The sequence below is a fragment of the Trichlorobacter lovleyi genome (genome assembly GCF_015239775.1).
GTDB lineage: Bacteria > Desulfobacterota > Desulfuromonadia > Geobacterales > Pseudopelobacteraceae > Trichlorobacter > Trichlorobacter lovleyi_B.
Genome location: NZ_CP058409.1, coordinates 3,476,837 through 3,501,769, shown reverse-complemented (window position 1 = coordinate 3,501,769; position 24,933 = coordinate 3,476,837). Strand labels below are relative to the sequence as shown.

The window sequence follows — 24,933 nt, the reverse complement described above, 5'->3', positions numbered from 1 at the left end:
CATTGCCGAACAGACTACATAAGGGTATCTGCTGGGGAGTGTGTCTGCTGTCCTTGGTTTTCTGGGGCTGTGGCACAGCCTATTTGTACCATGAACGGGACACACAGGAAAAATTACAGCTTGCTGGGCAGACCCATGCTCAGGAAGTCGCGTGGCAGGCCGTTACTACCGCTCATCGTATTGCCATGCAGGCCTATTTTGACAGCTACATTATGCAGCCCGGGGTGCTTGATATTCTGCAGGCTGCCATGACTGGTGACCATAATCGTCAGGATGTTGAGCGGGTTAGGCTGTACCGTAAGCTGTTTCCGGTCTACGAACACTTTCGTCAGCGCGATGTTCGTCAGCTGCATTTTCATACCCCCGATAACCGCTCATTCCTACGTTTTCATTCTCCCCACAACTTTGGTGACTCACTAGTGGCCAGCCGGCCTTCCGTAGTTGAGGCGAATCGGACACGCAAACCGGTTTTTGGCTTCGAAACCGGGCGAGTTATCATCGGATTTCGCAATGTCTTTCCAATTATCCTGCAAGGACAACATCTGGGCAGCGTCGAGCTGTCTCAGCCATTCGAGGCCGTGCGTAAAGGACTGCATGATCTTGATGCTGCTAAGGATTACCTGCTGCTCTTGAAATCATCCGTTCTGTTGCCCAAGCTGTTTGATGAGCATAAGAAAAATTATGCTCCGTCATTCATCAGCCAGGACTGGTTGATTGAGGACCCTCGAAGGGAACTGCCTGATTCACCTCCTCCTCTTTCTCCAGTATCTCAGCAGGTGTATGAACTGCTTAAAACAGATCAAGGCTTTCAGGCCGCATTGGCAGCAGGAAAACCTGCATCTGTTGCCATCAGTCATGCTGGGCAGGTATTTCAAGTTAGCCTGGTTCCGTTGCATGATACTGATGGTGTTGCCAGCGCTGTGATGCTTACATTTGTTCGGACACCGGAGCTGGAAAGCCTCTATACCAGTCATCGAACCAACCTGTTTGTCTTCACGGTTATGACACTGTTTGGCGGTACAGCTTTGTACCTGTTTTTAAGCAGTATGCAGATGGTGCTGGAGCAGGAACAACGTCTAGCGCTGATTACGTCGAATATTGCCGATGGTATTTATGTCATGGATGGTCAGGGTAGGATAACCTTTGTTAATGAGCGTGCAACACAAATACTGGGGTTTACCACCGATGAGCTGCATAGTAAGGTAGCCCATGATCTGTTTCATCGGCATGTTGGTGGAGGCCAGACGCCCTTGGAAGAGTGCCCGATTTACCGTGTGATCCAGACCAGGGGACGCTATGAAGGTGAAGAACAGTTTGTTCGAAAAAATGGTGATTTCCTGGTGGTGGAAGTTGCCAGCCAGCCGATGCTCAAGAGTGGACGGGTTGTCGGTTCAGTTACGGTCTTTCGCGATATTACTGAGCGTAAACAGCTTGAGGAACAGTTGCGGCTCTTGTCGATTACTGATCCGCTGACCGGTGTATATAACCGGCGTTTTCTGCAGGAAACCCTGTTGAAAGAGTTGTATAGGGCCGAGCGGCATGGTGAGCCGTTCAGCTTGATTATGTTGGATATTGATCACTTTAAGCGGGTTAACGACCATTATGGGCATGACGTGGGTGATCAGGTGTTGCAGCATCTGGTAAAACTGATTCAGAAGCGGATCCGTAGTTCAGATTGCCTAGCCCGTTGGGGGGGGGAAGAGTTCATCGTGCTCTTGCCGCACACCGGTTTGTTAGCTGCCACAGCCCTTGCAGAAGCTCTATTGGAAGACCTACGTGTCTCAGAATTAAAGGGGGTCGGTTATGTGACGGCGAGTTTCGGCGTGGCTGTTTCCAGGCCTGGCGATACAGTAGAACAGCTGGGACAGCGGGCCGATGCTTTGATGTATGCAGCTAAGCAGGCCGGTCGGAACTGCGTTTGTGCTGAGAGTGTATAACTCCTTGCCCTTAAAACAATAATCTGCCATAGTATCGACAAGCTGACGGGCTCACATGCCCGTCTTTTTCATTGTTAAGGAGAATTTTCATGCAGGAACGTATCCGTAATATCGCCATTATTGCCCACGTTGACCACGGCAAGACCACCCTGGTTGACGCCATGTTAAAGCATGCCGGGGTTTACCGGGAACATGAAGCCATTACCGAGCGGGTCATGGACAGCAACGACCTTGAGAAAGAACGTGGCATCACCATCCTGGCCAAGAACCTCTCAATCCATCATGGTCAGTACAAGATCAACATTGTGGACACCCCCGGCCACGCCGACTTCGGCGGCGAGGTGGAGCGGGTCTTGAAGATGGTCGATTCGGTGCTGCTGCTGGTGGATGCCTTGGACGGGCCGATGCCCCAGACCCGTTTCGTGTTGAAGAAATCCCTTGATCTGGGCCTGAAGCCGATCGTGGTGATCAACAAGATTGACCGCCCCGGTTCACGTCCCGATGAAGTGTTGAACATGGTCTTTGACCTGTTCTGCGAACTGGAAGCCTCTGACGAGCAGCTTGACTTTCCGGTGGTCTACACCAGCGCCAAGATGGGTTATGCCAAGCTTGATGTGAATGTGGAGTCAAACAGCATGGAGCCGCTGTTTGCCGTGGTCGAGTCCAATGTGCGCCCGCCCAAGGGTGATGCCAACGCGCCGTTCCAGATGTTGATCGCTAACATCGATTACAACGACTACATCGGCCGGATTGCTACGGGCCGGATCTTTAACGGTCAGGTCAAGGCCGGAGAAACCGTGGCCATGATCAAACAGGACGGCACGATCAGCCGCAGCCGGATCACCAAATTGCTGGGCTATGAAGGCCTTAAGCAGGTGGAGATTCTGGAAGCCGGTACCGGTGATATCGTTACCGTGGCCGGTTTTGATGATGTCAGCATCGGTGAGACCCTGGCCTCGGCTGAGAATCCGGTGGCCGTACCGTACGTCTCGATTGACGAGCCGACCCTGGCCATGAACTTCATCGTCAACACCTCCCCCTTTGCCGGTCGTGAAGGGAAGTGGGTTACCTCCCGTAACATTCGCGAGCGTCTGACCAAGGAACTGCGTACCAACGTCTCGCTGCGGGTGGAGGACACCGATTCCCCGGATACTTTCAAAATCTCAGGTCGTGGTGAGCTGCACCTGTCAATCCTGATCGAGAACATGCGTCGCGAAGGTTTTGAGTTGGCAGTTTCCAAACCAGAGGTGATTGTCCGCGAAAAAGACGGCGTTAAAATGGAGCCGATGGAATATCTGGTGGTGGATGTGGCCACTGAATTCCAGGGTGCAATCATCGAAAAGATGGGGCCCCGTAAAGGTGAGATGGTGGCCATGCACCCGATGGGTGAGATGGTCCGGCTGGAGTTTGTCGTCCCTGCCCGTGGTCTGATCGGTCTGCGGGGCGAGGTGCTGACCGATACCCGCGGTACCGCTGTCATGACCCACACCTTCCATGAATATGCCCCGTACAAGGGGGATATCCCCGGTCGTAAAAACGGCGTGCTGATCGCCATGGAACATGGTGAAACCACCGCCTATTCGCTGGATGCCCTGCAGCCCCGTGGGGTACTGTTCATCGGTGCCGGTGTTGAGGTCTACGGTGGTATGATCATTGGTGAGCATGCCCGTGACAATGACCTGGAGGTCAACGCCTGCCGGGGTAAGAAGCTGACCAACGTGCGGGCCTCCGGTTCCGACGATGCCATCAAGCTGACTCCGCCCCGCAGCATGACCCTGGAGCAGGCCCTGGAATTTATCGATGATGATGAGCTGGTGGAGGTGACCCCCACCTCGGTCCGTCTGCGTAAGAAGGAACTGGACCCGAACCAGCGCAAGAAAAAAAGTAAGTAGTATGACACTATAATTGCAGAAGAGGCCGGGGAGAGTCCCCGGCCTCTTCTACTTTATGGTTGTTATGCCTTTCGCCTCGCCAGCTGAGGCCTCTGCTGCCAGCACCACGATATCCACCCGCCGGTTCTTTGCCCGCTGTTCCGGTGTGTCGTTGGCGACAAGCGGCTGGTATTCTCCATAGCCGACAGCAGATAGTGCTTCTGGTGAAAATGAGGCTGAATCCACCAGGAAATGGATCACATTGGTTGCACGCGCTGTCGAAAGCTCCCAGTTTGAGCGGAATTCAGATGACCTGATCGGCACGGAGTCGGTGTGACCTTCAACCCGGAACCGGTTTGCATACTGTTGAAGCCCCTCTGCAATGCCTTGCAACGTAGCTACGGATGCCTGCTTTAGTTTTGCGCTGCCTGAATCAAAGAAGCCAGCCTCTTTCAAGCTGATCACCAGCCCCCGCTGAGTAATTGAGAGCGCCACCTTGTTCTGGAACCCCTGCTTGACCAGATAGGCCTCTATCGCAGAGGCCATTTCACGGAATTCCTTTTCTCCGGCCATCTGTTTTGAACCGGCTCTTCCACCGACGTTCCCCTGCCGCGGTCCGGCTGGAGGCATCCTGTCGGTGATTGGAATGACTGCCATTTCAGGTTTGATGGCCGGTATCGGTTTGATGTCATGGGATTGCAGTACACCTTTTTGGCCTGCAGAGGCCTGGGTTGAGTAACCGAATGATTCCCGCAGAGACTGGGTCAGCTCTTCAGCTTTTTTCTTGTCGGTCTGTCCCATGGCATACATGGCGACAAAGACGGCAAACAGCAGGGTTAAAAAATCGCCGTAGGAGACCAGCCAGCGTTCATGGTTGGCATGCTTTTCAGGTTCTCGTTTGATGGCCATGGCGTCACCTTTTAATATGACCGGTCGTCTTGAATGTGAGCAAAAAAAATTACGCCTTTAAAAGAGTGCCAAACATCAGCTCCACCAGTTGATTAAGTGGTGACACAGAATCGTACATCTTCATCCGCTGCATCGCCCCCAGCCAGGCATCCCAAAAGAGTGTGGCCAATTGAAGCGCATCAATATCCTGACGTACGGTTCCGGCTTGTTGCGCCTGCCGAATAAGTACAGCCAGATTTTCAGACCATTCCTGTACTACGGCACTCATGGTGGCGCGGCAAAGTTCGCTGCTTTCGCAGATCTCACCGGCCAGATGAACGACCACGCTACAGGTGTTGACTGCACAGCAGAGGTGCTCTGTCAACATGAGGTTGAAACAGCTGCGTAGGGCAGCAAGCGGATCTGACAGGGTTGTATCAATGCTGTCATGCCATTTTTGCCAGAACTCTTCTGAGTGGCGCAGCACGATTGCCAGGCCGAACTCTTCCTTGCTCTTGAAGTAGTTGTAGAACGAGCCTTTGGGGATCTGGGCGGTATCCACAATCTCTTTGATGCCGGTACCGTGGTAGCCTCGTTTGGCAAAGGCAGCTAATCCGGCATCCAACAGGCGTGAGCGGATCATATCAGGATTTTTGGGGCGACTCATATTATTAATATACGACCGGTCACTTGCTAAAGACAAGCAGGAATTTTAGCTCTGCAACAATGCTGAAGGTTTGATGCAGCAGAACATTCGGTGGCTGGACAGTCAGACCACAGGTTGCCGGATACGGCGCATCTTTCCGAAAAATTCACAATCAGTTCATACCATCTTCACAGGCGTGTTGTAGAGAAGGTGATGACAGTATTCCGTGGTGTAAAATTTCTGCTTGACCGTGACACCATAAAAGCGTAGTGAATGAACGATCATTCATTTCCTGGGGAGGGCTATGTGATGGCAAAAGATGATAAGCGTGAACTATTGCTGCAGGCAACGCTTGAGCTGGTTGCCACCCATGGCTTTCATGGTGCCCCCTGCGCAGCCATTGCCGAACAGGCCGGAGTAGCGACAGGGACTATCTATCGCTACTTTGAGAATAAGGACGTTTTGATCAATGAACTGTACCTTTCCCTTGAAAATCGGATTAATACCGCATTGCTGGAAGGTTATTCAGAGGAAATGCCTTTTCGTGAGCGGTTTCTGCATGTGGTTCGCGGCTTGCTGAAATTCTTTATCTCGTCACCGCTTGAGTTCAAATACATCGAGCAGTTCCACCATTCGCCGTATGGTGTGGCATTCCGGCGCGACCGTATGCTGGGCCAGACAGAGTCAGAGAGTTGTTGCTGTATCTACAGTGAGCTTTTTCGGCAGGGGGTGGCTCAGCAGGTAATCAAGGATTTACCGCGGGTGGTGTTGTTTGATCTTGCTTTTGGGCCGATTATTTCAGTTGCCAGAAACCATATTCTTGGTTTCATTCAACTTGATGATGACCTGATTGAGCAGATTGCCGAGGCCAGCTGGGATTCTCTGAAGCGTTAAGATTGTATGATTGTGAATAATCATTCATTTAAAGTATGACTAACAGTGAGGTGCAGCCCATGAAACAAACCAGCTATGTACGACTGATGACTGCCGCAATAGTGGTGGCAGTGGGATTTATGACAACGGCCTGCAGTAAAAAACAGGCTGCCATGCCGCCTTCAGGGCCACCGGAGGTAGGTGTCATTACGGTTCAGCCCCAGCGGGTAGCGTTGACAACTGAACTTTCCGGCCGAACCGCTCCACATCTGATTGCCGAAGTTCGCCCTCAGGTGGGTGGCATCATCAAGAAACGCCTCTTTACCGAAGGTAGTGACGTCAAGGCAGGACAGGTGCTGTACCAGATCGATCCGGCCAGCTATGAAGCTGCCCATGCCAGTGCCCGGGCAAGTCAGGCACGGGCCGAGGCAACCTTGGGGATGGTTCGCCTGAAGGCGGAACGCTATCAGGATCTGGTCAAGATCAAGGCGGTCAGCCAGCAGGATAACGACGATGCCCAGGCAGCCCTCAAACAGGCTGAGGCAGATCTTGCTGCCGCAAAGGCAGCAGTGGAGACCGCCCGGATCAACCTGGCCTATACCAAGATCACCGCGCCTATTTCAGGCCGGATCGGGCGTTCGTCAATCACCGATGGCGCACTGGTGACGGCCAACCAGGCCACTGCCCTGGCAACCATCCAAAAACTGGACACTATGTATGTGGATGTGACGCAATCAAGCGCCGAACTGCTCCGACTGAAGCAGACTCTGGCCAGTGGCGTACTGAAGAAGGACACAGCGACGGCCCAGGCCCGAGTCAAGCTGGTGCTGGAAGATGGTTCTCCCTATCCGTTGACCGGCACCCTCAAATTCTCCGAGGTCACGGTTGACCAGAGTACCGGTTCCATCACCTTACGGGCGGTATTTCCCAACCCGAAACAGGTGCTGCTGCCAGGCATGTTTGTACGGGCTGTGCTGGAGGAGGGGCTAAATGAGCAGGCGATGCTGGTGCCGCAGCGTGGTGTGACCCGTAACCCCAAAGGGGATGCCGTCGTGATGATGGTGAGTGCTGAAGAAAAAGTTGAACCGCGAGTGATTCAGGTGGTGCGGACGGTTGGTGAGAACTGGTTGGTATCCGGCGGTTTGAAGCCGGGAGACCGGGTGATTCTGGAAGGGCTCCAGAAGGCTCGTCCCGGTACACCGGTCAAGGCGGTGCCGTTTGGTGCAAAGCCGGCAGCTGCCCCTGGCCAGCAACAGCAACCTGCAGCAGCTAAAAAGTAAAGGAGCCTATTCATGGCCAGGTTTTTCATAGACAGACCGATTTTTGCCTGGGTGATTGCCATCCTGGTAATGCTGGCCGGCCTGCTGGCGATCAAGACGCTGCCGGTGTCACAATATCCGCCGATTGCGCCGCCCCAGATCACCATTAACGCCGTCTATCCGGGGGCCTCTGCCCAGACGGTGCAGGATACCGTCACCCAGGTGATCGAGCAGAAGCTGAACGGTATTGACAACCTGATCTACATGTCCTCCACCAGCGACTCGGCCGGTGCAGTATCGATCAACCTGACCTTTAAGGCCGGTACCGATCCCAATATTGCCCAGGTGCAGGTGCAGAACAAGCTACAGCTGGCCACACCGCTGTTGCCGCAGGTGGTACAAAAACAGGGGATTCAGGTGGTAAAATCCACCAAAAACTTCCTGCTGATCGTCGGTCTGATATCAGAAGACGGTTCGATGGACCGGCATCAACTGACCGATTACATGGTCTCCAATCTGCAGGATATTGTCAGCCGGGTGGAGGGGGTGGGCGAACTGCAGCAGTTCGGTACCCAGAATGCCATGCGGATCTGGTTGAACCCCACCAAGTTGAACAGCTTCGGGCTGACCAGCAGTGATGTCGTCACTGCCCTGCAGGCCCAGAACGCCCAGGTCTCAGCCGGGCAATTCGGCGGCACTCCCTCGAATGAAGGGCAGCAGTTGAATGCCACCATTACGGCAAGAACGCTGTTGCAGACGCCCGAACAGTTTGATGCGGTCATCCTGCGTACAAATCCTGATGGTTCTACGGTGCGGTTGAAGGATGTTGCCATCAGCAAGATCGGTACGGAAAATTACGATATCGTGGCCCGCTATAAAGGCAAACCATTGGCCGGCATGGCGATCCGTCTGGCCGCCGGCGCCAACGCCCTGGATACTGCCGATCGGGTCAAGACCAAGATGGCTGAACTGTCCAAATACTTCCCCGCCGGCATGAAGGTGGTCTATCCCTACGACACCACCCCCTTTGTCAAGATATCCATTGAAGAGGTGGTGCAGACCCTGATCGAGGCGGTCTTCCTGGTCTTTATCATCATGTTTCTGTTCCTGCAGAACCTGCGTGCCACCCTGATCCCCACCATCGCGGTGCCGGTGGTCTTGCTGGGCACCATGGGCGTGCTGTCGGCCGCCGGGTTCTCGATCAACACCCTGACCATGTTCGCCCTGGTGATCGTGATCGGTCTGTTGGTGGACGATGCCATCGTGGTGGTGGAAAACGTGGAACGGATCATGTCCGAGGAGGGGTTGTCTCCCCACGACGCCACCATCAAGTCGATGGGCCAGATCACCAGCGCCTTGGTTGGCATCGCCACCGTGCTATCGGCCGTGTTCCTGCCGATGGCCTTCTTCGGCGGTTCCACCGGCGTGATCTACCGCCAGTTTTCCATCACCATCATCTCGGCCATGATCCTGTCGGTGCTGGTGGCATTGATCCTGACCCCAGCGCTCTGCGCGACCCTGCTCAAACCGGTCGAAAAGGGGCATGAGCCGGGTGAATGCGGACCGTTCTGCAGGTTTTTCCGCTGGTTTAACCGCAAATTCGACTGGGGCAGAGGCAAATATGAAGCCATCGTCGGCCGTTCCTTTGGCAAGCCGGTCCGCTATCTGGTGATTTACGGCTGTATCGTCGCAGCCATGATGTTGTTCTTCCATCGCCTGCCGACCGCCTTCCTGCCGGATGAAGACCAGGGTTTCATCATCTGCCAGATTCAGCTGCCGGCCGGGGCCACTCAGGAGCGGACCCTCAAGGTGGTTGAACAGCTCGAAAAGCATTTTCTGGAAAAGGAAAACAAGGCCGTAGAAACCATCATCGCCGTGGCCGGCTTCAGCTTTGCCGGCCAGGGGCAGAACATGGGCCTGGCGTTTGTCAGGCTCAAGGACTGGAAATTGCGCAAGGATCCTGCCCTGAAGGCCCAGGCGGTTGCCGGCAGGGCCATGGGGGCCTTTTCAAAGATCAAGGATGGTCTGGCATTTGCCTTTTCACCGCCTGCGGTGGTGGAGTTGGGGCAGGCCAACGGTTTTGACTTCCAGCTGCAGGACCGCGGTGGTGTTGGCCATGACAAATTGATGGAAGCCCGTAATATGCTGTTGGGTATGGCCATGCAGAACAAAAAACTGGTGGCGGTACGTCCCAATGGCCAGGATGACTCACCTCAGTTCAAGCTGGATATTGACGACGTCCGGGCAGGTGCCCTGGGGGTCTCGCTTGCCAGCATCAACGAGGTGCTGGCCACGGCCTGGGGCAGCTCCTATGTCAACGACTTCATCGAGAACGGCCGGGTCAAGAAGGTCTATCTGCAGGCCGATGCCAAGTACCGGATGTTGCCTGAGGATATCGGCAAATGGTATGTCCGCAACAGCAAGGGCGAGATGGTTCCGTTCTCGGCCTTTGCCACAGCACGTTGGCAGTACGGTTCTCCCCGCCTTGAACGCTATAACGGCATCCCGTCGGTAGAGATCATGGGGCAGGCGGCAGCGGGAATCAGTACCGGAGAGGCGATGGCCGAGATGGAAAAGATGGCGGCCAAACTGCCGCCCGGTATCGGTTATGAATGGACCGGCCTTTCCTATGAAGAGAAAAATGCCGGGGCCCAGGCGCCGGCCCTGTATGCCATCTCGCTTTTGGTGGTGTTCCTGGCAGTGGCCGCCTTGTATGAAAGCTGGACCATCCCGTTTGTGAACCTGCTGATGCTGCCATTGGGCCTGGTGGGGGCCGTTACTGCGGTAACCCTGCGCTTGCTGCCCAACGACGTCTATCTGCAGATCGGTCTGCTGACCACCGTTGGCCTTTCTACCAAGAACGCGATCCTGATCATCCAGTTCATCAAGGAACAGCTGCACCAGGGGCATGAACTGGTGGATGCCACCCTGGCGGCGGTCAAGATCCGGTTACGGCCGGTTATCATGACCTCGCTGGCCTTCTTCTTCGGCACCCTGCCGCTGGCGTTGACCAAGGGGGCCGGTGCCGCGGCGCAGAATGCCATTGGTACTGCGGTAACCGGCGGTCTGCTCTCGGCCACTTTTATCGATCTGATCTTTATTCCGTTTTTCTTTGTGATGATATCGCGCTTGTTTGGGCGCAAGAAGTACAAAAAGGATGCGGGCCATGCACTGCCGACTGCTGTACAGGAGGGGCATTGATATGAAAAAACGAGCGTCATTTCCTGTTGCTTCGGTGCTTTGTGCATCACTTCTGGCCGGTGCCCTGTCCGGCTGCACCATGGCTCCGACCTACACCCGGCCTGATGCGCCGGTTACGACCGGCTGGCCCAGCGGCGAGGCCTATAAGGCCGAGACTGCCAAGGCTGATCAGAAACCGCTGGCCGAGGTACCCTGGCGGGAGTTTTTTGTGGAGCCCCGCCTGCAGAAGGTGATTGAACTGGCCCTGGCCAACAACCGTGACCTGCGGGTGGCAGCCCTGACCATTGAGAAGACCCGTGCCCAGTACCGGATTCAACGGGCCGACCTGCTGCCGACCATCAACGGCACTGCCGGGGCCACCATTCAGCGCACCCCGGCCGACCTCTCCTCAACCGGCCGGGCCCGTGTCAGTGAACAGTATAACGTCGGTCTGGGGGTCAGCAATTATGAGCTGGACCTGTTCGGCCGGGTGCAGAGCCTGAAGGACCAGGCTCTGGAGCAGTACCTGGCAACTGAACAGGCCAGAAACAGTGTCCAGATCAGCCTGGTGGCCGAAGTGGCCAATGCCTGGCTGACCCTGGCCGCTGACCGGGAGCGGCTGAAGATTACCCGCGAGACCCTGGCGAGTCAGCAGGAGTACTACCAGATCATCAAACATCGCTATGATGCCGGGATCACTTCGGCTCTTGATCTCTATCAGGCCCAGACCGCCGTGGATGCGGCCCGGGTGGATATCGCCCGCTACACCACTCTGGTGGCTCAGGATGAGAATGCCCTTGGCCTGCTGGTGGGCAGATCGGTGCCGGCTGACCTGTTGCCAACAGAGCTGGGCAGCCTGACGGCAGTGCAGGAACTGTCGGTGGGGCTGCCGTCCGAAGTGCTGCTGAAACGGCCTGACATCCTGGCTGCCGAACATCGGCTGAAAGGGGCCAATGCCAACATTGGCGCTGCCCGGGCCGCCTTCTTTCCCCGGATTGGCCTGAGTGCCGGTTTTGGTACGGCCAGCGCCAAGCTGACCGATCTGTTCCAGCCCGGTTCGGTGGCCTGGAATTTTGTGCCGCAAATCAGTGTGCCGCTGTTTGACAGTGGCCGCAATCTTGCCGGGCTGGAGGTCAGCAAGGCAGACCGGGATATCGCCGTGGCCCAGTACGAAAAGGCGATCCAGATCGCCTTCCGGGAGGTGGCTGATACCCTGGCCCAGCGTGGTACTATTAATGACCAGCTGGCTGCCCAACAGTCGCTGACCGATGCCACGGCTGAAAGCCATCGTCTTTCGCAGGCCCGCTACGACAGGGGAGTGGACAGTTATCTGACCGTGATCGTTGCACAACGTGCCCTGTATGCGGCCCAGCAGAACCTGATCACGGTCCGGTTGGCCAGGCTGGCCAACCAGACCACCGCCTACAAGGTACTGGGGGGCGGGGGTAAGGATTGAACAGGTGGCGTACAGTAATAGGCTTCCTCTTGGTCTTGCTCTGTACGGCACGTGTGCCATCGGGAGCCTGCGCGGAGCAGGCTCCCGCCCAGCTGCCACCTGATCCGCCGTTCGTGGAACAGGATACGTCAGGCCAGACGCTGTCTGTGATTGAAAAACGCCTCAGTCAGGAGCAGCAGGCAAAAGGCTTGGCTTTTTCTATTCTGCCGCATAAGCCCAACTACCTTCTGCCCATTACGTATAATGCTTCACCCAATAACGATGCCTATGGCACCTTAAGTGATGGGCGCGACCAGCTTGACAAGCTAGAAGTTAAATTTCAGCTCAGTATCAAGACTGCGTTGTGGGAAAATATGTTCGGCAGTACGGGCACACTGTATGTGGCATACAGCCAGGTTGCCTTTTGGCAGGCTTATAACAGCAAGATATCCTCTCCATTCAGAGAGATAAACTTTGAGCCGGAAACCTTTGTGTCTTTCAACACCGGATTTGACCTGTTCGGGATGCGCAGCGAGATCATGACCATTGGTTTTAATCATCAGTCAAATGGCAGATCACGCCCTCTATCTCGCAGTTGGAACAGGATCATGGCGCAACTGCCCTTCTGTGCCGGTACGACCTGTTTTGTCCTAAAACCCTGGTTTCGTATTCCTGAAAGCGCACAGGACGATGATAACCCGTCCATGGAAAAATATTACGGTTATGGCGAGTTGTTCGTCGTGCAAAAGCTGGGCGAACATACCGTAAGCATGATGCTGCGCAACAATCTGCGTACCTCTCAGAATAAGGGAGCCATCCAGCTCGACTGGAGTTTTCCCCTGCACAAGAAGTTACGGGGATACGTCCAGTATTTTAACGGTTATGGTGAAAGCCTGGTAGACTACAACCATGCCAATAACCGGCTTGGGATCGGAGTGATGCTGACGGATTGGCTGTAGTAAGTAACATATTCTTTGGAATAGGTGCTTGACACCACCACATTGTTTGATATGTTTAGATTGAATGTTCATTCGGTAAAATGTGGGAGTGACCAATGGAGAACACTGATAAGCGTATGGCCGTGATACAGGCTGCCATGGAGCTGATTGCTGAAAATGGATTTCATGGGACACCGATGTCCGGGATTGCCAAGCGTGCCGGTGTGGCAGCAGGTACCATTTACCATTACTTTGAAAGCAAAGACGCGCTTATTGAGGCTACCTATGCCCTTCTTGAAGAACAATTACTTGAGTCCATCAGACAAGGGTATTGCGAAGATAGCTCTGTACAGGAGCGCTTCCTGCATATAGGACGGATGCTGGTAAGCTCTTTTATCGTATTCCCTATGAAATCACGTTTTATTGAACAGTTTCATAATTCTCCCTATGGGGTTGCCAGCAGACGGGAAAGGATGTTGGGGAGAAAAAACGACCTTGTCTCTTCACTTTTTGAAGAAGCGCGGCAACAGGGTCTTGTCAAAGATTTGCCCTTGCCGGTAATTTTTGCCCTATCATTTGGCCCCTTGCTGCTTATATGTCGTGATCATATCTTTGGGCTTATAACACTTGATGATCTTCTGATTGAAAAAACAGTCCAAGCCTGTTGGGAGGCACTAAAGTGTTAAATAGATTTGGTCTGAAATATTAACAAACTGATTTCAAATGAATATTCAATCGAGTTACTTCGTTCCTAACGTAAAAACCTTAGAACCAGCAGAACAGTGCATCTTTGCCGTCGCATGCAACTGCTGATTCCGACCTCAATAGAATTTAATTAAATAAGTACTGTGACGTTGGCAGGTGATGTGCGTGGGCAGTTAGTAGAAAGGGCGCGGGTATGCAGCTTCGACTTGTTATGCGAGGTACCGTTGCATGCTTGCAAAAGGCATTTGATATTCGGGTGCCTTTGCAGTGGGATACATGCGTCTGCAGCACGTATGGTCAACAATGGTTGGTCATTCGTCAAGGAAAGCAAGGAGAACGTCAAGCGTCTCTGGCACGGTTGTGGAGCGTTGAAGATGCATGGAGCATTAATGATGAAAGCAGGCTGGGGTGGTATCGTCACACGACTCAGCGCTGCATTATGCCGGTGAGCTGCTTCCGCATCATGAAAGATGGCAGATGGTATGAAGTCGTGCTGAATGATGGCTCGTACATGAGTTGCGTCGGAATTTGGGAGGCTTGGCAGAATGACGCTGGACTGCAGCAAGAGGGTGTTGTGCTCATTACAACCATGGCAAACGTACTATTGGCACCTTTTCAAAAAACAATGCCACTTATCTTGCATCCCTCTGAACTTAGTGACTGGTTACAAAGCAAAAGGCCACTCAAACAGGATCTGCAACGGCTTGCAAGTCCGTATCCATCTGAACTGATGTGTGTAATTCCCTTAGGCACGTCTGAGTAAACGCCAGCGATGCCCAACAGGCCATTGTCTGTGGGAGGAACGGGTAGAAACGGAGCAAAGGAGAAGCAGTCAGTATGAGTACGCCCTATGTCAGCCTTATCGTGCCGGTCTACAACGAAGAGAAATCGCTGCAGCCGTTGATGGACCGTCTCTACCCGGTGGCAGAGTCGCTGGGCAAGCCGTTTGAGATCATCTTCACCAACGACGGTTCCCGTGACCGCTCACTTGAGATGCTGCGGGAGTATGTCCAGCAATACCCCGGTGTCAAGGTGGTCGAGTTCAACGGCAACTTTGGCCAGCATATGGCGATCCTGGCAGCCTTTGAACGTTCAACCGGCGAAATCGTCATCACCCTGGATGCTGATCTGCAGAATCCTCCGGAAGAGATCCCCCGCATGATTGCCGAGATCGAACAGGGTCATGACGTGGTCGGCACGATACGCGAAAAACGTCAGGACCCGCTCTTTCGACGGGTGGCCTCGCGGATCGTGAACATCACCACCAACAAGATGACCGGCATGCAGATGAGCGACTACGGCTGCATGCTGCGGGCCTACCACCGCAACGTCATCAACAACATCAACCAGTGCGGCGAATCCACCACCTTCATCCCGGCCCTGGCCCAGACCTTCTCCTCCAATCCGAGCGAGATCATGGTGGGCCATGCCGAGCGGACCCTGGGAGAGAGCAAATACTCCTTCTACCGTCTGATCCGGCTCAACTTCGACCTGATGACCGGTTTCTCGGTCGTGCCGCTGCAGCTTTTTGCCCTTCTGGGGATCATCACCTCCTTCTTGTCGGTCGGATTTGCGCTGTCGCTGTTTATCCGGCGTTTCATGATCGGGGCTGAGGTGGAAGGGGTCTTCACCCTGTTTGCGATCCTGTTCTTCTTCATCGGGATCATCATCTTCGGGATCGGGATCGTGGGGGAGTATGTGGGGCGGATCTACCAGGAGGTCCGCAGGCGGCCGCGCTACGTGGTCAGAAAAACCTACGGGTTTTGAAGACAGAGTGTCGAAAACTAAGAGGCGGCTCACGGGGAGTAAAACTTCATGATGCGCAAAATCAAGTCATACCTGCAAACGTCGTCTTTTCCTTGGCAGGGTGATTTATTGCTGTTGACCGCGTTCTATGGCAGTGCATTTTTTTTGTGGCTTGGGAGGATCGGCCTAATCGAACCCGATGAAGGACGCTATGCCGAGATTCCGCGTGAGATGCTGGAACGGTTCGATTTTATAACGCCCACGCTTAATTATGTCGCCTATTTTGAAAAACCACCGTTGCATTATTGGCTGACCGCGCTGGCCTTCAAGATATTCGGGCTGAGTGAGTTTGCTGCGCGCTTCACTGGTGCCACAGCTGGCTTGCTAACAGTGTTGTTAGTGTACAGTACCACGCGGGCTATCTGGGGGCGGCAAGAAGCAGTAGTTTCTGCAGCAATCCTGGGGGCGTCCACCGGCTTCCTGGTGCAGTCACGGATAAACCTGACCGACATGACCCTGACCTTCTGTTTGACCGCCGCATTGTGTCATTTTTTGCTGGCAGCAACCAGAGAACAGCACAAAGCACTGCATTACTATCTTTTCTATGTCTTCTGCGGGCTATCTGTACTTGCCAAAGGCTTAATCGGGATTATTTTTCCAGCAGGTATCGTTACGCTCTACCTGACCTTGGGCTGTAACGGCTACCTGCTGCGGGAATTGCGGCTGATACGCGGCAGTCTGCTGTTGCTTGTGGTAGCGGCACCCTGGTTTGTGTTGGCATCAATAAAAAATCCAGACTTCGCACAATTTTTCTTTATACATGAACATTTTGAACGCTTTTTAACCACAACACATGGGCGTTACCAGCCGTTTTGGTTCTTTGTGCCGATCTTCTTGCTCACGATGTTGCCTTGGTCATTTTATGCAGCCCGAGCACTCGTGGATGGGGCCAAGACCCGCTGTCAAGCACAGGATCCCCGTTTTTTCCTGGTAATCTGGGTTGTTTTTATCTTTCTGTTTTTTTCAGCATCGCATTCCAAACTGATCCCCTACATCCTGCCGATTTTTCCACCTATTGCCATGCTGATAGGCATCATGTTTGTGCGGCTTGGCGAGCACAAGATAATGGCAACACTTAAATTGGAACACATCAGCCTGCTCGTTGTGCTGTCAATTGGTGCAGTTGGGGTGGTGGCCTACTCGCAACTGCCAATCTTAGCGCCTTTGCTTATACAGCTCAATTTGTTGCCAGTAGGCAGCAGTCTGCTTACAAAAATGACTATTCTAACGCCCCTAGCTGGTTGGCTGCTGGGGTTGATCTTTTTAGGCATGGCCATAAGTGTGTTTTGGGCTGTTCGTAGGAAGAGCGCTGTACTACTGCTCATCGGACTTTTATCTGGTTCCTATTTGCTAGAGGTCGTTGGGCAACCGCATGTGCTGGAACGAATTGCCGTAAAGAAGTCTTCACGTGAATTAGCTGAAATGGCAGGGCGGCTACTAAGCAATGAGGGTATCCTGGCAAGCTTCGGCTATGAACAGTCGATGCCGTTTTATGCCAGGCAGCGGGTGGTTGTGGTTGGCAGTAAAGGGGAGCTTACCTTCGGTAGCAACCGGGGTGATCAATCGGCCTGGTTTATTGATGAAGCAGGCTTTTTACAACTCTGGCAGGGAAAGCGCCAGGTGATTGTATTGCTCAAACAGGATGAGTTGAAGAAAGTTGCGCCGTTATTACACCCAGCAGCAACAGTGCTGGGGCAGAAGTACAAAAAACTATTAATAACAAATAAGCCGCTTCAGGAGTAGCGGTAATCATAAAAATAAACAGGTAGTACTCAAAGTACACAATAGAAACAACAAAGTAATTGGGTGCGCTAAGAGGCTGGGCAACATGCTCGTAAAGAAATGTATGAAGTTTGCCATTATGTCTTTGCTGCACAGCAGTGTGCTGTTTCACTCAGTAACGGCGCAGGCTGAGTGGCAGGAAGCCGGTATACGTATGGGGCTCCAGGCAGGGCCTCGACGTGAATATTTTCATCTGTATCAGGCATTTGCAGTCTATGGTCTGCCTTGGGAGTGGCGATGTCCTTCAGGATGGGGTATGGCTCCGTCCTTGAATGTGTCTGCTGGAGCTCTGACAGGCGGCAATGAAAGCGGTTTTATTGGAGGTACTGGGGCGGGGCTTGTATTTAACAACGACAATGGGGGCATCGCACTGGAAATTGGTGTAGGTCTTGACGTTATGGATAGGCGCCAGTTCGGGGAGCAGGATTTTGGAAGTATTCTTTTGTGGGGCGCTCATATGGGAGTCTCCTATCGTTTTAAAGGAGGCATGGGAATAGGCTATCGACTGCAGCATCTCTCAAACAATCGCATTTTATATACCCGATGCACACCAAATCCAGGCGTGGATATGCACATGTTCAGTGTGAGCTGGCACTTTTAGGACTTGTTTATTGGATATTGTTCATAGAGGCGCAAAGTGAACGTAGAAACAGCCCCTAGTTTTTGGGCTTTCAGTTGCCGTCTGGCTAGTACAACACTGGTTTGGTCTGGTCTCCTGCTGGCTTTGCATGGTTCTCTTAGTAGCGACATAGCGCATGCTGATGAATTGGTTGCGCTGGGAGGCATAAGCAAGGGAGACTCGGCTGAAGGTGACGGCTCATCTCCTGTCTGGCAACTGGACTATCGCCTGCCTTTTACCCAGCGGTTTTCGGCAAGTTTTTCTTATTTGAACGAAGGGCACATTCCCGGTCATCATCGCGATGGTAGTGCACTGCAGTTGTGGATAAGCCAGCCCGTGTACAAACAGCAACTTATACTGTCAGCAGGAATGGGCACTTACTGGTATTACGACACCACTGCTGCAGGTAGCAGTACCTACAAAAACAAGCATGGTTTTGGCTCTGTCTTCAGCTTGGCGGCGACAGTACAGATAACTTCACCCTGGCTTTTTCAAATACGCAGTAACTGGGTTACTACCTTCGGAGAAATGGATGCTTTTTCTACCTTAGCTGGGATTGGGTACCAACTGGACGGCCACAAGAAGTCTAAACAAGATACTGCCCAAACGAGTCGCGACGCCAAGCACAATGAGGTGACGCTGTTTGTCGGGCAAACAATAACAAATAGTTTTGAGTCTGAAAAATCTGTTGCGGTGAGCATTGAATATCGACGCGGCGTATTACCTTATCTGGATTGGACTGCGACATGGCTATACGAAGGAGATAACCGCCTGATCAGGCGGCATGGAATAGCAAGCCAGCTTTGGCTGACCAAAGAGTTTTTTGATGGGATGACAAGCTTGGGTGTTGGATGTGGGGCTTATCTAGCGGCCGATCATCGTGCTGGGCACAACTGGGGGGATGATCGAATTGTTTCCGCCATTGGCACCCTGACCGGAAGCTATCGGCTTCATCCCGACTGGTCAGCACGTATTTCCTGGAGTCGGATAGCAACCGATTATGACAGAGATACTGATGTATTACTTGCAGGAGTTGGGTACCGATTCTAGCGTCTGAAAGACGCATTGCCATGGCATCAAATGCCGCAGCCAGAGACTTTATGCAATTACTCCACGGGAAAAAAATTCTGATTTTAGGGATACTCAATGAAAAAAGTATCGCCTGGGGTATTGCCCGGGCTTTTCATGAGCAAGGCGCCGACCTCGCCATTACGTATCAGGATAAGACTCGGGAAAAACGTGTGAGGATTTTGGCAGAATCACTGAATGCCCAGCTGATTCTACCCTGCGATGTAAGGAGCAGTGCGCAGATTCGGAAGATCACCGATAAGATTAAAGCTACGTGGGATGGATTGGATATTATTGTTCATGCGGTGGCTTTTGCAGAAAAGGATGATCTGGCAGGGACCATTCTTGATACAGACCGGCGAGGTTTTGAGAGAGCCTTGGAGGTCAGTGTTTATTCGCTTATCAATATTGTCAAGGAGGCGCTACCCTTAATGGAAGGGAGAAATAGCGCGATTTTGACACTTAGTTATTATGGCGCCGTCAAGGTTTTCCCCCATTACAATGTAATGGGGGTGGCCAAAGCGGCCCTTGAAGCGTCAGTTCGCTACCTGGCTGAAGCAGTTGGTAACAAAGGAGTACGTGTTAATGCAATTTCATCCGGACCAATACTAACCACCGCCTCCTTTTGTCTGAGTGGGTTCAGTACTATAGCCGCTTGTGTTGGAGAAAAGGCACCGCTTCGCCGTAATGTTACACGGGAGGAGGTGGCGAACTCGGCACTGTACCTCTGTAGCAATTTGTCAAGCGGTGTTTCCGGAGAAGTTCATTATGTTGACGCAGGCTATAACGTGCTGGGGGTGTGAGTCATGATCAAAAAAAAAGAAGAAACTGCCATAAAAAAATCTAGATTTATTATGTATTTCTGCATGGCCCTGATTGTGGCAGGCCTGGCACTGTATATTCTTGCTCAAGAGCCCGCACCTGGGTGGCCCATAAATCTTATTCATCTGCTATTTAAACGATGAAAGCAACGTGATGTTGATTTTGGAAACATCCGAATCTGAAACGTGGGGAACTGATCTTGGCTCAAACGCCAAGGTTTTGCGCGGGCTTGTGATGGCATCACCGCTAGGCATACTTGCGGTTGACACAAAGGGTATTATCCGTTTGTGGAATAAGGCGGCTGAAAAGATATTGGGCTGGCAAGAAAATGAAGTACTTGGTCAGTCTATCAGGGTCCTTTCAGGTCAGGGCTGGAAAAAGTATGAAGAGCTTCGAGAGCGGACGCAAAAGCTTGAGATTTTTTCCTCGCTTCCCATGCAGGCAACCCAAAAGGACGGTACAGCAATTCAGATAAGTTACTCAACGGCACCGGTGCTCAATGCGGCTGGGCACGTTATTGGAGCGATGGCAATTCTGTATGACATTACCGAAAAGATGGAGCTTGAAAACAATTTGAAAATGCAGATTGTAAAGCAGGGCAGAATCATTGATGAAACCGTGCATGCCTTAGCAACAGCCATTGAAAAACGAGATCCCTACACGTTCGGACATCAGCAGCGTGTGGCCCAATTGGCTGGCGCAATTGCCAGAGAAATGGGCTGTTTTAACGAGGAACAGATCAAAGGCGTAATAACAGCGGCGAGTATTCATGACATTGGTAAATTATATGTGCCCGCAGAAATTTTGACAAGACCCGGGCGGCTAACAGACCTTGAGTTTGCGTTGATTAAAACGCATCCACAGGCTGGTTATGAAATCCTTCAACAAATTGAATTTCCGTGGCCTATCGCACAAATGATTCAACAGCACCATGAACGTCTAGACGGTACAGGTTACCCTTGCAATTTGACTGGTTCGGATATTCTTATCGAAGCCCGCATCATTGCCGTTGCAGACGTGGTTGAAGCCATGTCGTCGCATCGTCCGTATCGCCCAGCGAAAGGGCTTGAGGCGGCGATGGAAGAAATCGTAGCAGCCAGCGGCGCAGCCTTTGATTCACAGGTTGTGAATGCCTGCCTTGCAGTTTTCAGAAAGGGATTTATGCTGGAAGAAGCTGTTGGTGCATTTCGTGGTGTGGTGAACTCGGTTTTGTTGTATAGCCTGTAATCCAAGAGAGGAAACCATGCGCATAACCCAGCGAAAGATGATGGGAGTGGTTGGGCTGGTAGTTGTAACAGCCTTGGGTGTAGTCTTTGGCTGGTACAAATACTTTCGTAACAATCAGGATGCAGGTGTCACGAGCGGCAATGGCCGGATTGAGGCGGTGGAGATCGATGTGGCGGCGAAGTCTGCCGGACGGGTCAAGGACATCCTGGTACGCGAGGGTGATTTTGTAACAGCCGGTCAGGTTGTGGCGGTCATGGATACCGAGACGTTGGAAGCCGAATTATGGCAGGCCAAGGCACAGTTGCAGCAGGCCCGGAGTGTGGTTGCCACGAGCCAGAGCCAGCTTGCTCAACGACAAAGCGAAAAGGCGGCAGCCCTGGCTATGGTTAGCCAGCGGGAAGTTGAGCTGGTCAAGGCCCGCCAGCATGCGCGCCGCTCTGCAGAGTTGGTGCAGAATCGGGCAATTGCAAAGCAGGATGCAGATGACGATGCGGCACTGCTGCGAAGTGCTGAGGCGGCACTCCATGCGGCCCAGGCCCAGAGTTCAGCCGTTGATTCAACCATCATGGCAGCCAGAACCCAGATTGGCGGCGCACAGGCAGCGGTGGAGGCGGCCCGGGCCAATGTCGAGCGGATTCAGGCTGAGCTGCGTGACAGTACCTTGAAGTCCCCCCGCGACGGCCGGGTGCAGTACAAGGTGGCCCAGCTCGGTGAAGTGGTGGGGGCAGGGGGGCGTGTTTTAAGTCTGGTTGACCTGAGCGATGTCTATATGACCTTTTTCCTGCCCACTACTGAAGCAGGCAAGCTGGCGATGGGCAGCGAGGTGCGGCTGGTGCTGGATGCCGCTCCACAGTATGTGATTCCGGCCAGGGTGTCATTTGTTGCCGATGTGGCCCAGTTTACCCCCAAGACAGTGGAGACCGCCAGCGAACGTGAGAAGCTGATGTTCCGGGTGCGGGCCCAGATCCCACCAGAACTGCTGAAAAAACATATCACCCGGGTCAAGACCGGCCTGCCCGGCGTGGCCTGGGTACGGCTTGATGCCACCAAACCCTGGCCAGCCCGTCTGCAGATCAAACTGCCGCAATGAACGGAGCTGCCACACCACGCAGGCATCTGACTTTGCCGCCTGTAGCACGGCTGCAGGGGATCAGTCTGCGCTACGGCAAGACTGTGGCGTTGACAGATATCAGCCTGGAATTGCCGGCCGGCTGTCTGGTCGGTGTGATCGGCCCTGACGGCGTGGGTAAATCCAGCCTCTTTTCGCTGATTGCCGGTTCGCGGGCCATTCAGGCCGGTCAGGTAGAGGTGTTGGGTGGCAGCATGGCCAGCCGGCGACATCGTCGCAATGTCTGTCCTCGGATCGCCTTCATGCCGCAGGGGTTGGGTAAAAATCTCTATCCAACCCTCTCAGTTTTTGAAAATGTGGATTTCTTTGCTCGTTTATTCGGCCATGAACGTCAGGAACGCGAACATCGCATTGACGAACTGTTGCAGGCCACCGGACTGGCACCTTTTGTCGACCGGCCGGCTGGTAAGCTCTCCGGGGGGATGAAACAGAAACTGGGGCTCTGTTGCGCCTTGATCCACGATCCCGACCTGCTGATCCTGGACGAACCCACCACCGGTGTTGATCCCTTGTCGCGCCGCCAGTTCTGGGAGTTGATCGAGCATATCCGAGCCGGTAGACCCGGCATGAGTGTGCTGATTGCCACGGCCTACATGGAAGAGGCAGCCCGTTTTGACTGGCTGGTAGCCATGAGTGCCGGACAGATACTTGCCACCGGTGCGCCACAGGAATTGCTGAGCCAGACCAACAGCACAACACTGGAAGAGGCGTTCATTGCCCTGCTGCCCTCTGCACAGCGGGTGGGGTACCGGCCGGTCAGTATTCCGCCACGGCAGGTGGAGGCCGACGATAAGGCCGCCATTGAGGCCCAAGGCCTGACCATGCGTTTCGGTGATTTTGTTGCTGTTGATCAGGTCAGTTTCCGCATCGCCCAGGGTGAGATCTTTGGTTTTCTCGGCTCAAACGGCTGTGGCAAAACCACCACCATGAAGATGCTGACCGGCCTGCTGCCGGCCAGCGCAGGAGAGGCCCGGCTCTTCGGGCGACCGGTTGATCCCCGCGACATCGATACCCGCCGCCGGGTCGGCTATATGACCCAATCTTTTTCTTTGTACAGCGAGTTGACCGTGCGCCAGAACCTGATTCTGCATGCACGCCTCTTCAGTCTAGCGGAAGCGGAGATTCCTGCCAGGGTTGCCAGCATGGCGGAGCGCTTTGGCCTGAATCAGGTGATGGAGAGCCTGCCCGATGCCCTGCCGCTGGGGCAGCGCCAACGCCTGTCGCTGGCAGTGGCCATGATCCACGGGCCGGAGATGTTGATCCTTGACGAGCCGACCTCGGGGGTTGACCCCGTGGCCAGGGATGCCTTCTGGCAGATCATGGTTGACCTTGCCCGGCAGGATAAGGTCACCATCTTTATCTCGACCCACTTCATGAACGAGGCAGAACGTTGCGACCGGATCTCATTGATGCACGCTGGCCGGGTGCTGGTCAGTGATACACCGGCAGCGTTGAGGGCGGCTCGAGGTACAGCCACGTTGGAAGAGGCGTTTATCGGGTATCTGGAGGAAGCCATTGATACAGCCGCGCCTGCCTCCACTGAAGCCGTTACCGAGCCGCTCGATGCTGTTCGTGCCTTCAATCACTCACAGCCAAATATTCCAGCAGCCCAACCAGGCTTTTTTAGCCTGCAGCGCCTGTTCAGCTATGCCCGGCGCGAGGCGCTGGAGCTCGTGCGTGATCCGATCCGCCTGACCCTGGCGTTGCTGGGGAGCGTGATCCTGATGTTCGTGATGGGCTACGGCATTACCCTGGACGTGGAGGATCTCACCTTTGCCGTGCTTGACCGCGATCAGACCGCCCTCAGCCGAGACTACCTGCTCAGTCTTAGTGGTTCGCGTTATTTTAGTGAGCGTCCTGCCCTTAAAAGTTATGCTGATCTGGACCAGCGTATGCGCGCCGGTGAGATCAGCCTGGCAATTGAAATTCCGCCTGGTTTTGCCCGTGACCTGCGTCGTGGCTCACCGGTTGCTGTCGGTGCTTGGATTGATGGCGCCATGCCACAACGGGCTGAAACAATCCGAGGCTATGTGCAGGGCATGCATGCCCAGTGGCTGACAGCGCTGGCTCGGGAAAAGCTCGGTGTGTCGGCCACCACCGCGGTGGCATCCATCGAGACCCGCTTTCGCTACAATCCTGATGTTAAGAGCCTAGTGGCGATGGTGCCGGCAGTCATTCCGCTCCTTTTGATGCTGATTCCGGCCATGCTGAGCGCGCTTGCAGTGGTGCGGGAGAAGGAACTGGGCTCTATTGTCAATCTCTATGTCACCCCGGTGACCCGGCTGGAGTTTCTACTGGGCAAACAGCTCCCCTATCTGGCGCTGGCCATGCTTAGCTTTCTGATGTTGAGCCTGCAGGCGGTTTTTGTCTTCGGGGTACCGTTGAAAGGTAGTTTTACGGCCCTTACAGCCGGAGCCTTTCTGTACGTGGCTGTAGCAACCGCCTTTGGTCTGGTGATTTCTACCTTTATGCACAGCCAGATCGCCGCTCTGTTCGGCACCGCCATTTTGACCCTTGTGCCGGCGGTGCAGTTTTCCGGCCTGATTCATCCGGTCTCCTCGCTGGAAGGGGCCGGGGCAGTAATCGGCAGGTTTTATCCGACCACCTATTTTCTGGTTATCACACGGGGTACCTTTTCCAAGGGGCTGGGATTTGCCGACCTCCAGGCATCATTTGTGCCTCTGTTGCTGGCCGTTCCTCTGTTGTTGGCCCTTGCCGCAGCTTTGCTCAGGAAGCAGGAGCTCTGAC

At 53.8% G+C, this 24,933-nt stretch carries 19 protein-coding genes; 17 read left to right on the top strand and 2 right to left on the bottom strand.

The annotated features are described in order from the left end of the window. Positions 1-83: 83 nt before the first annotated feature. Positions 84-1,937 (top strand): diguanylate cyclase, encoded by a 1,854-nt coding sequence (locus FY034_RS16155; RefSeq protein ID WP_265552376.1) that lies wholly within the window; start codon positions 84-86, stop codon positions 1,935-1,937. 89 nt (positions 1,938-2,026) lie between these two features. Continuing rightward, complete coding sequence (gene typA, locus FY034_RS16150) at positions 2,027-3,829, top strand: translational GTPase TypA (RefSeq protein WP_265552374.1); 1,803 nt, start codon at positions 2,027-2,029, stop codon at positions 3,827-3,829. A 48-nt stretch (positions 3,830-3,877) separates the two neighbouring features. Here typA and FY034_RS16145 read toward each other — a convergent pair whose 3' ends face one another. Beyond that, positions 3,878-4,717, bottom strand: a complete 840-nt coding sequence (locus FY034_RS16145; protein ID WP_265552372.1) for an OmpA family protein — start codon at positions 4,715-4,717, stop codon at positions 3,878-3,880. A 49-nt stretch (positions 4,718-4,766) separates the two neighbouring features. Continuing rightward, complete coding sequence (locus FY034_RS16140) at positions 4,767-5,363, bottom strand: TetR/AcrR family transcriptional regulator (protein ID WP_322573228.1); 597 nt, start codon at positions 5,361-5,363, stop codon at positions 4,767-4,769. Positions 5,364-5,651: 288 nt separating this feature from the next. Between FY034_RS16140 and FY034_RS16130 the strand changes: the two genes are divergently transcribed. The 15 genes from FY034_RS16130 (at position 5,652) to rbbA (ending at position 24,932) form a co-directional block, all read left to right on the top strand. Continuing rightward, positions 5,652-6,236 carry a TetR/AcrR family transcriptional regulator gene (locus FY034_RS16130; RefSeq protein WP_265552370.1) on the top strand — a complete coding sequence of 195 codons (585 nt, stop codon included), beginning with the start codon at positions 5,652-5,654 and terminating at the stop codon, positions 6,234-6,236. A gap of 59 nt (positions 6,237-6,295) precedes the next feature. Next, positions 6,296-7,495, top strand: coding sequence for an efflux RND transporter periplasmic adaptor subunit (locus tag FY034_RS16125; RefSeq protein ID WP_322573227.1), 1,200 nt, complete (start codon positions 6,296-6,298; stop codon positions 7,493-7,495). Between the two features lie 12 nt (positions 7,496-7,507). Then, the gene (locus FY034_RS16120) at positions 7,508-10,675 is read left to right on the top strand and encodes an efflux RND transporter permease subunit (protein ID WP_265552368.1); all 3,168 of its coding nucleotides are present in this window, start codon (positions 7,508-7,510) and stop codon (positions 10,673-10,675) included. Position 10,676: 1 nt separating this feature from the next. Continuing rightward, a complete protein-coding gene (gene adeC, locus FY034_RS16115; protein WP_265552366.1) occupies positions 10,677-12,110 on the top strand; it encodes an AdeC/AdeK/OprM family multidrug efflux complex outer membrane factor in 1,434 nt (477 codons plus the stop codon). A gap of 113 nt (positions 12,111-12,223) precedes the next feature. Continuing rightward, positions 12,224-13,048 carry a phospholipase A gene (locus tag FY034_RS16110; RefSeq protein ID WP_265552364.1) on the top strand — a complete coding sequence of 275 codons (825 nt, stop codon included), beginning with the start codon at positions 12,224-12,226 and terminating at the stop codon, positions 13,046-13,048. A 95-nt stretch (positions 13,049-13,143) separates the two neighbouring features. Then, on the top strand, positions 13,144-13,713 hold the full coding sequence (locus tag FY034_RS16105) for a TetR/AcrR family transcriptional regulator (protein ID WP_265552361.1): 570 nt from the start codon (positions 13,144-13,146) through the stop codon (positions 13,711-13,713). A gap of 212 nt (positions 13,714-13,925) precedes the next feature. Then, positions 13,926-14,495 carry an SOS response-associated peptidase family protein gene (locus tag FY034_RS16100; RefSeq protein ID WP_265552359.1) on the top strand — a complete coding sequence of 190 codons (570 nt, stop codon included), beginning with the start codon at positions 13,926-13,928 and terminating at the stop codon, positions 14,493-14,495. Between the two features lie 74 nt (positions 14,496-14,569). After that, positions 14,570-15,499 (top strand): glycosyltransferase, encoded by a 930-nt coding sequence (locus FY034_RS16095; RefSeq protein ID WP_265552357.1) that lies wholly within the window; start codon positions 14,570-14,572, stop codon positions 15,497-15,499. Positions 15,500-15,547: 48 nt separating this feature from the next. Then, the gene (locus FY034_RS16090; RefSeq protein ID WP_265552355.1) at positions 15,548-17,281 is read left to right on the top strand and encodes a phospholipid carrier-dependent glycosyltransferase; all 1,734 of its coding nucleotides are present in this window, start codon (positions 15,548-15,550) and stop codon (positions 17,279-17,281) included. 85 nt (positions 17,282-17,366) lie between these two features. After that, the gene (locus tag FY034_RS16085) at positions 17,367-17,921 is read left to right on the top strand and encodes an acyloxyacyl hydrolase (protein WP_265552353.1); all 555 of its coding nucleotides are present in this window, start codon (positions 17,367-17,369) and stop codon (positions 17,919-17,921) included. Between the two features lie 36 nt (positions 17,922-17,957). Next, positions 17,958-18,989, top strand: a complete 1,032-nt coding sequence (locus FY034_RS16080; RefSeq protein WP_265552351.1) for a hypothetical protein — start codon at positions 17,958-17,960, stop codon at positions 18,987-18,989. A 50-nt stretch (positions 18,990-19,039) separates the two neighbouring features. Continuing rightward, a complete protein-coding gene (locus tag FY034_RS16075; RefSeq protein ID WP_265555289.1) occupies positions 19,040-19,810 on the top strand; it encodes an enoyl-ACP reductase FabI in 771 nt (256 codons plus the stop codon). A 172-nt stretch (positions 19,811-19,982) separates the two neighbouring features. Further along, positions 19,983-21,056 (top strand): HD domain-containing phosphohydrolase, encoded by a 1,074-nt coding sequence (locus tag FY034_RS16070; protein WP_265552349.1) that lies wholly within the window; start codon positions 19,983-19,985, stop codon positions 21,054-21,056. 16 nt (positions 21,057-21,072) lie between these two features. Further along, the gene (locus FY034_RS16065; RefSeq protein WP_265552347.1) at positions 21,073-22,146 is read left to right on the top strand and encodes an HlyD family secretion protein; all 1,074 of its coding nucleotides are present in this window, start codon (positions 21,073-21,075) and stop codon (positions 22,144-22,146) included. Continuing rightward, complete coding sequence (gene rbbA / locus FY034_RS16060) at positions 22,143-24,932, top strand: ribosome-associated ATPase/putative transporter RbbA (protein WP_265552345.1); 2,790 nt, start codon at positions 22,143-22,145, stop codon at positions 24,930-24,932. The genes FY034_RS16065 and rbbA overlap by 4 nt, the downstream gene beginning before the upstream one ends. Position 24,933 lies beyond the last annotated feature (1 nt).

Bases quoted from the DNA above. Each gene is read 5' to 3' on its own strand.
- adeC (WP_265552366.1), top strand. From the start codon at position 10,677: ATGAAAAAACGAGCGTCATTTCCTGTTGCTTCGGTGCTTTGTGCATCA.
- FY034_RS16125 (WP_322573227.1), top strand. From the start codon at position 6,296: ATGAAACAAACCAGCTATGTACGACTGATGACTGCCGCAATAGTGGTG.
- FY034_RS16070 (WP_265552349.1), top strand. From the start codon at position 19,983: ATGTTGATTTTGGAAACATCCGAATCTGAAACGTGGGGAACTGATCTT.
- FY034_RS16090 (WP_265552355.1), top strand. From the start codon at position 15,548: ATGATGCGCAAAATCAAGTCATACCTGCAAACGTCGTCTTTTCCTTGG.
- FY034_RS16075 (WP_265555289.1), top strand. From the start codon at position 19,040: ATGCAATTACTCCACGGGAAAAAAATTCTGATTTTAGGGATACTCAAT.
- typA (WP_265552374.1), top strand. From the start codon at position 2,027: ATGCAGGAACGTATCCGTAATATCGCCATTATTGCCCACGTTGACCAC.
- rbbA (WP_265552345.1), top strand. From the start codon at position 22,143: ATGAACGGAGCTGCCACACCACGCAGGCATCTGACTTTGCCGCCTGTA.
- FY034_RS16140 (WP_322573228.1), bottom strand. From the start codon at position 5,363: ATGAGTCGCCCCAAAAATCCTGATATGATCCGCTCACGCCTGTTGGAT.
- FY034_RS16130 (WP_265552370.1), top strand. From the start codon at position 5,652: ATGGCAAAAGATGATAAGCGTGAACTATTGCTGCAGGCAACGCTTGAG.
- FY034_RS16145 (WP_265552372.1), bottom strand. From the start codon at position 4,717: ATGGCCATCAAACGAGAACCTGAAAAGCATGCCAACCATGAACGCTGG.
- FY034_RS16065 (WP_265552347.1), top strand. From the start codon at position 21,073: ATGCGCATAACCCAGCGAAAGATGATGGGAGTGGTTGGGCTGGTAGTT.
- FY034_RS16095 (WP_265552357.1), top strand. From the start codon at position 14,570: ATGAGTACGCCCTATGTCAGCCTTATCGTGCCGGTCTACAACGAAGAG.
- FY034_RS16105 (WP_265552361.1), top strand. From the start codon at position 13,144: ATGGAGAACACTGATAAGCGTATGGCCGTGATACAGGCTGCCATGGAG.
- FY034_RS16085 (WP_265552353.1), top strand. From the start codon at position 17,367: ATGCTCGTAAAGAAATGTATGAAGTTTGCCATTATGTCTTTGCTGCAC.
- FY034_RS16100 (WP_265552359.1), top strand. From the start codon at position 13,926: ATGCAGCTTCGACTTGTTATGCGAGGTACCGTTGCATGCTTGCAAAAG.
- FY034_RS16120 (WP_265552368.1), top strand. From the start codon at position 7,508: ATGGCCAGGTTTTTCATAGACAGACCGATTTTTGCCTGGGTGATTGCC.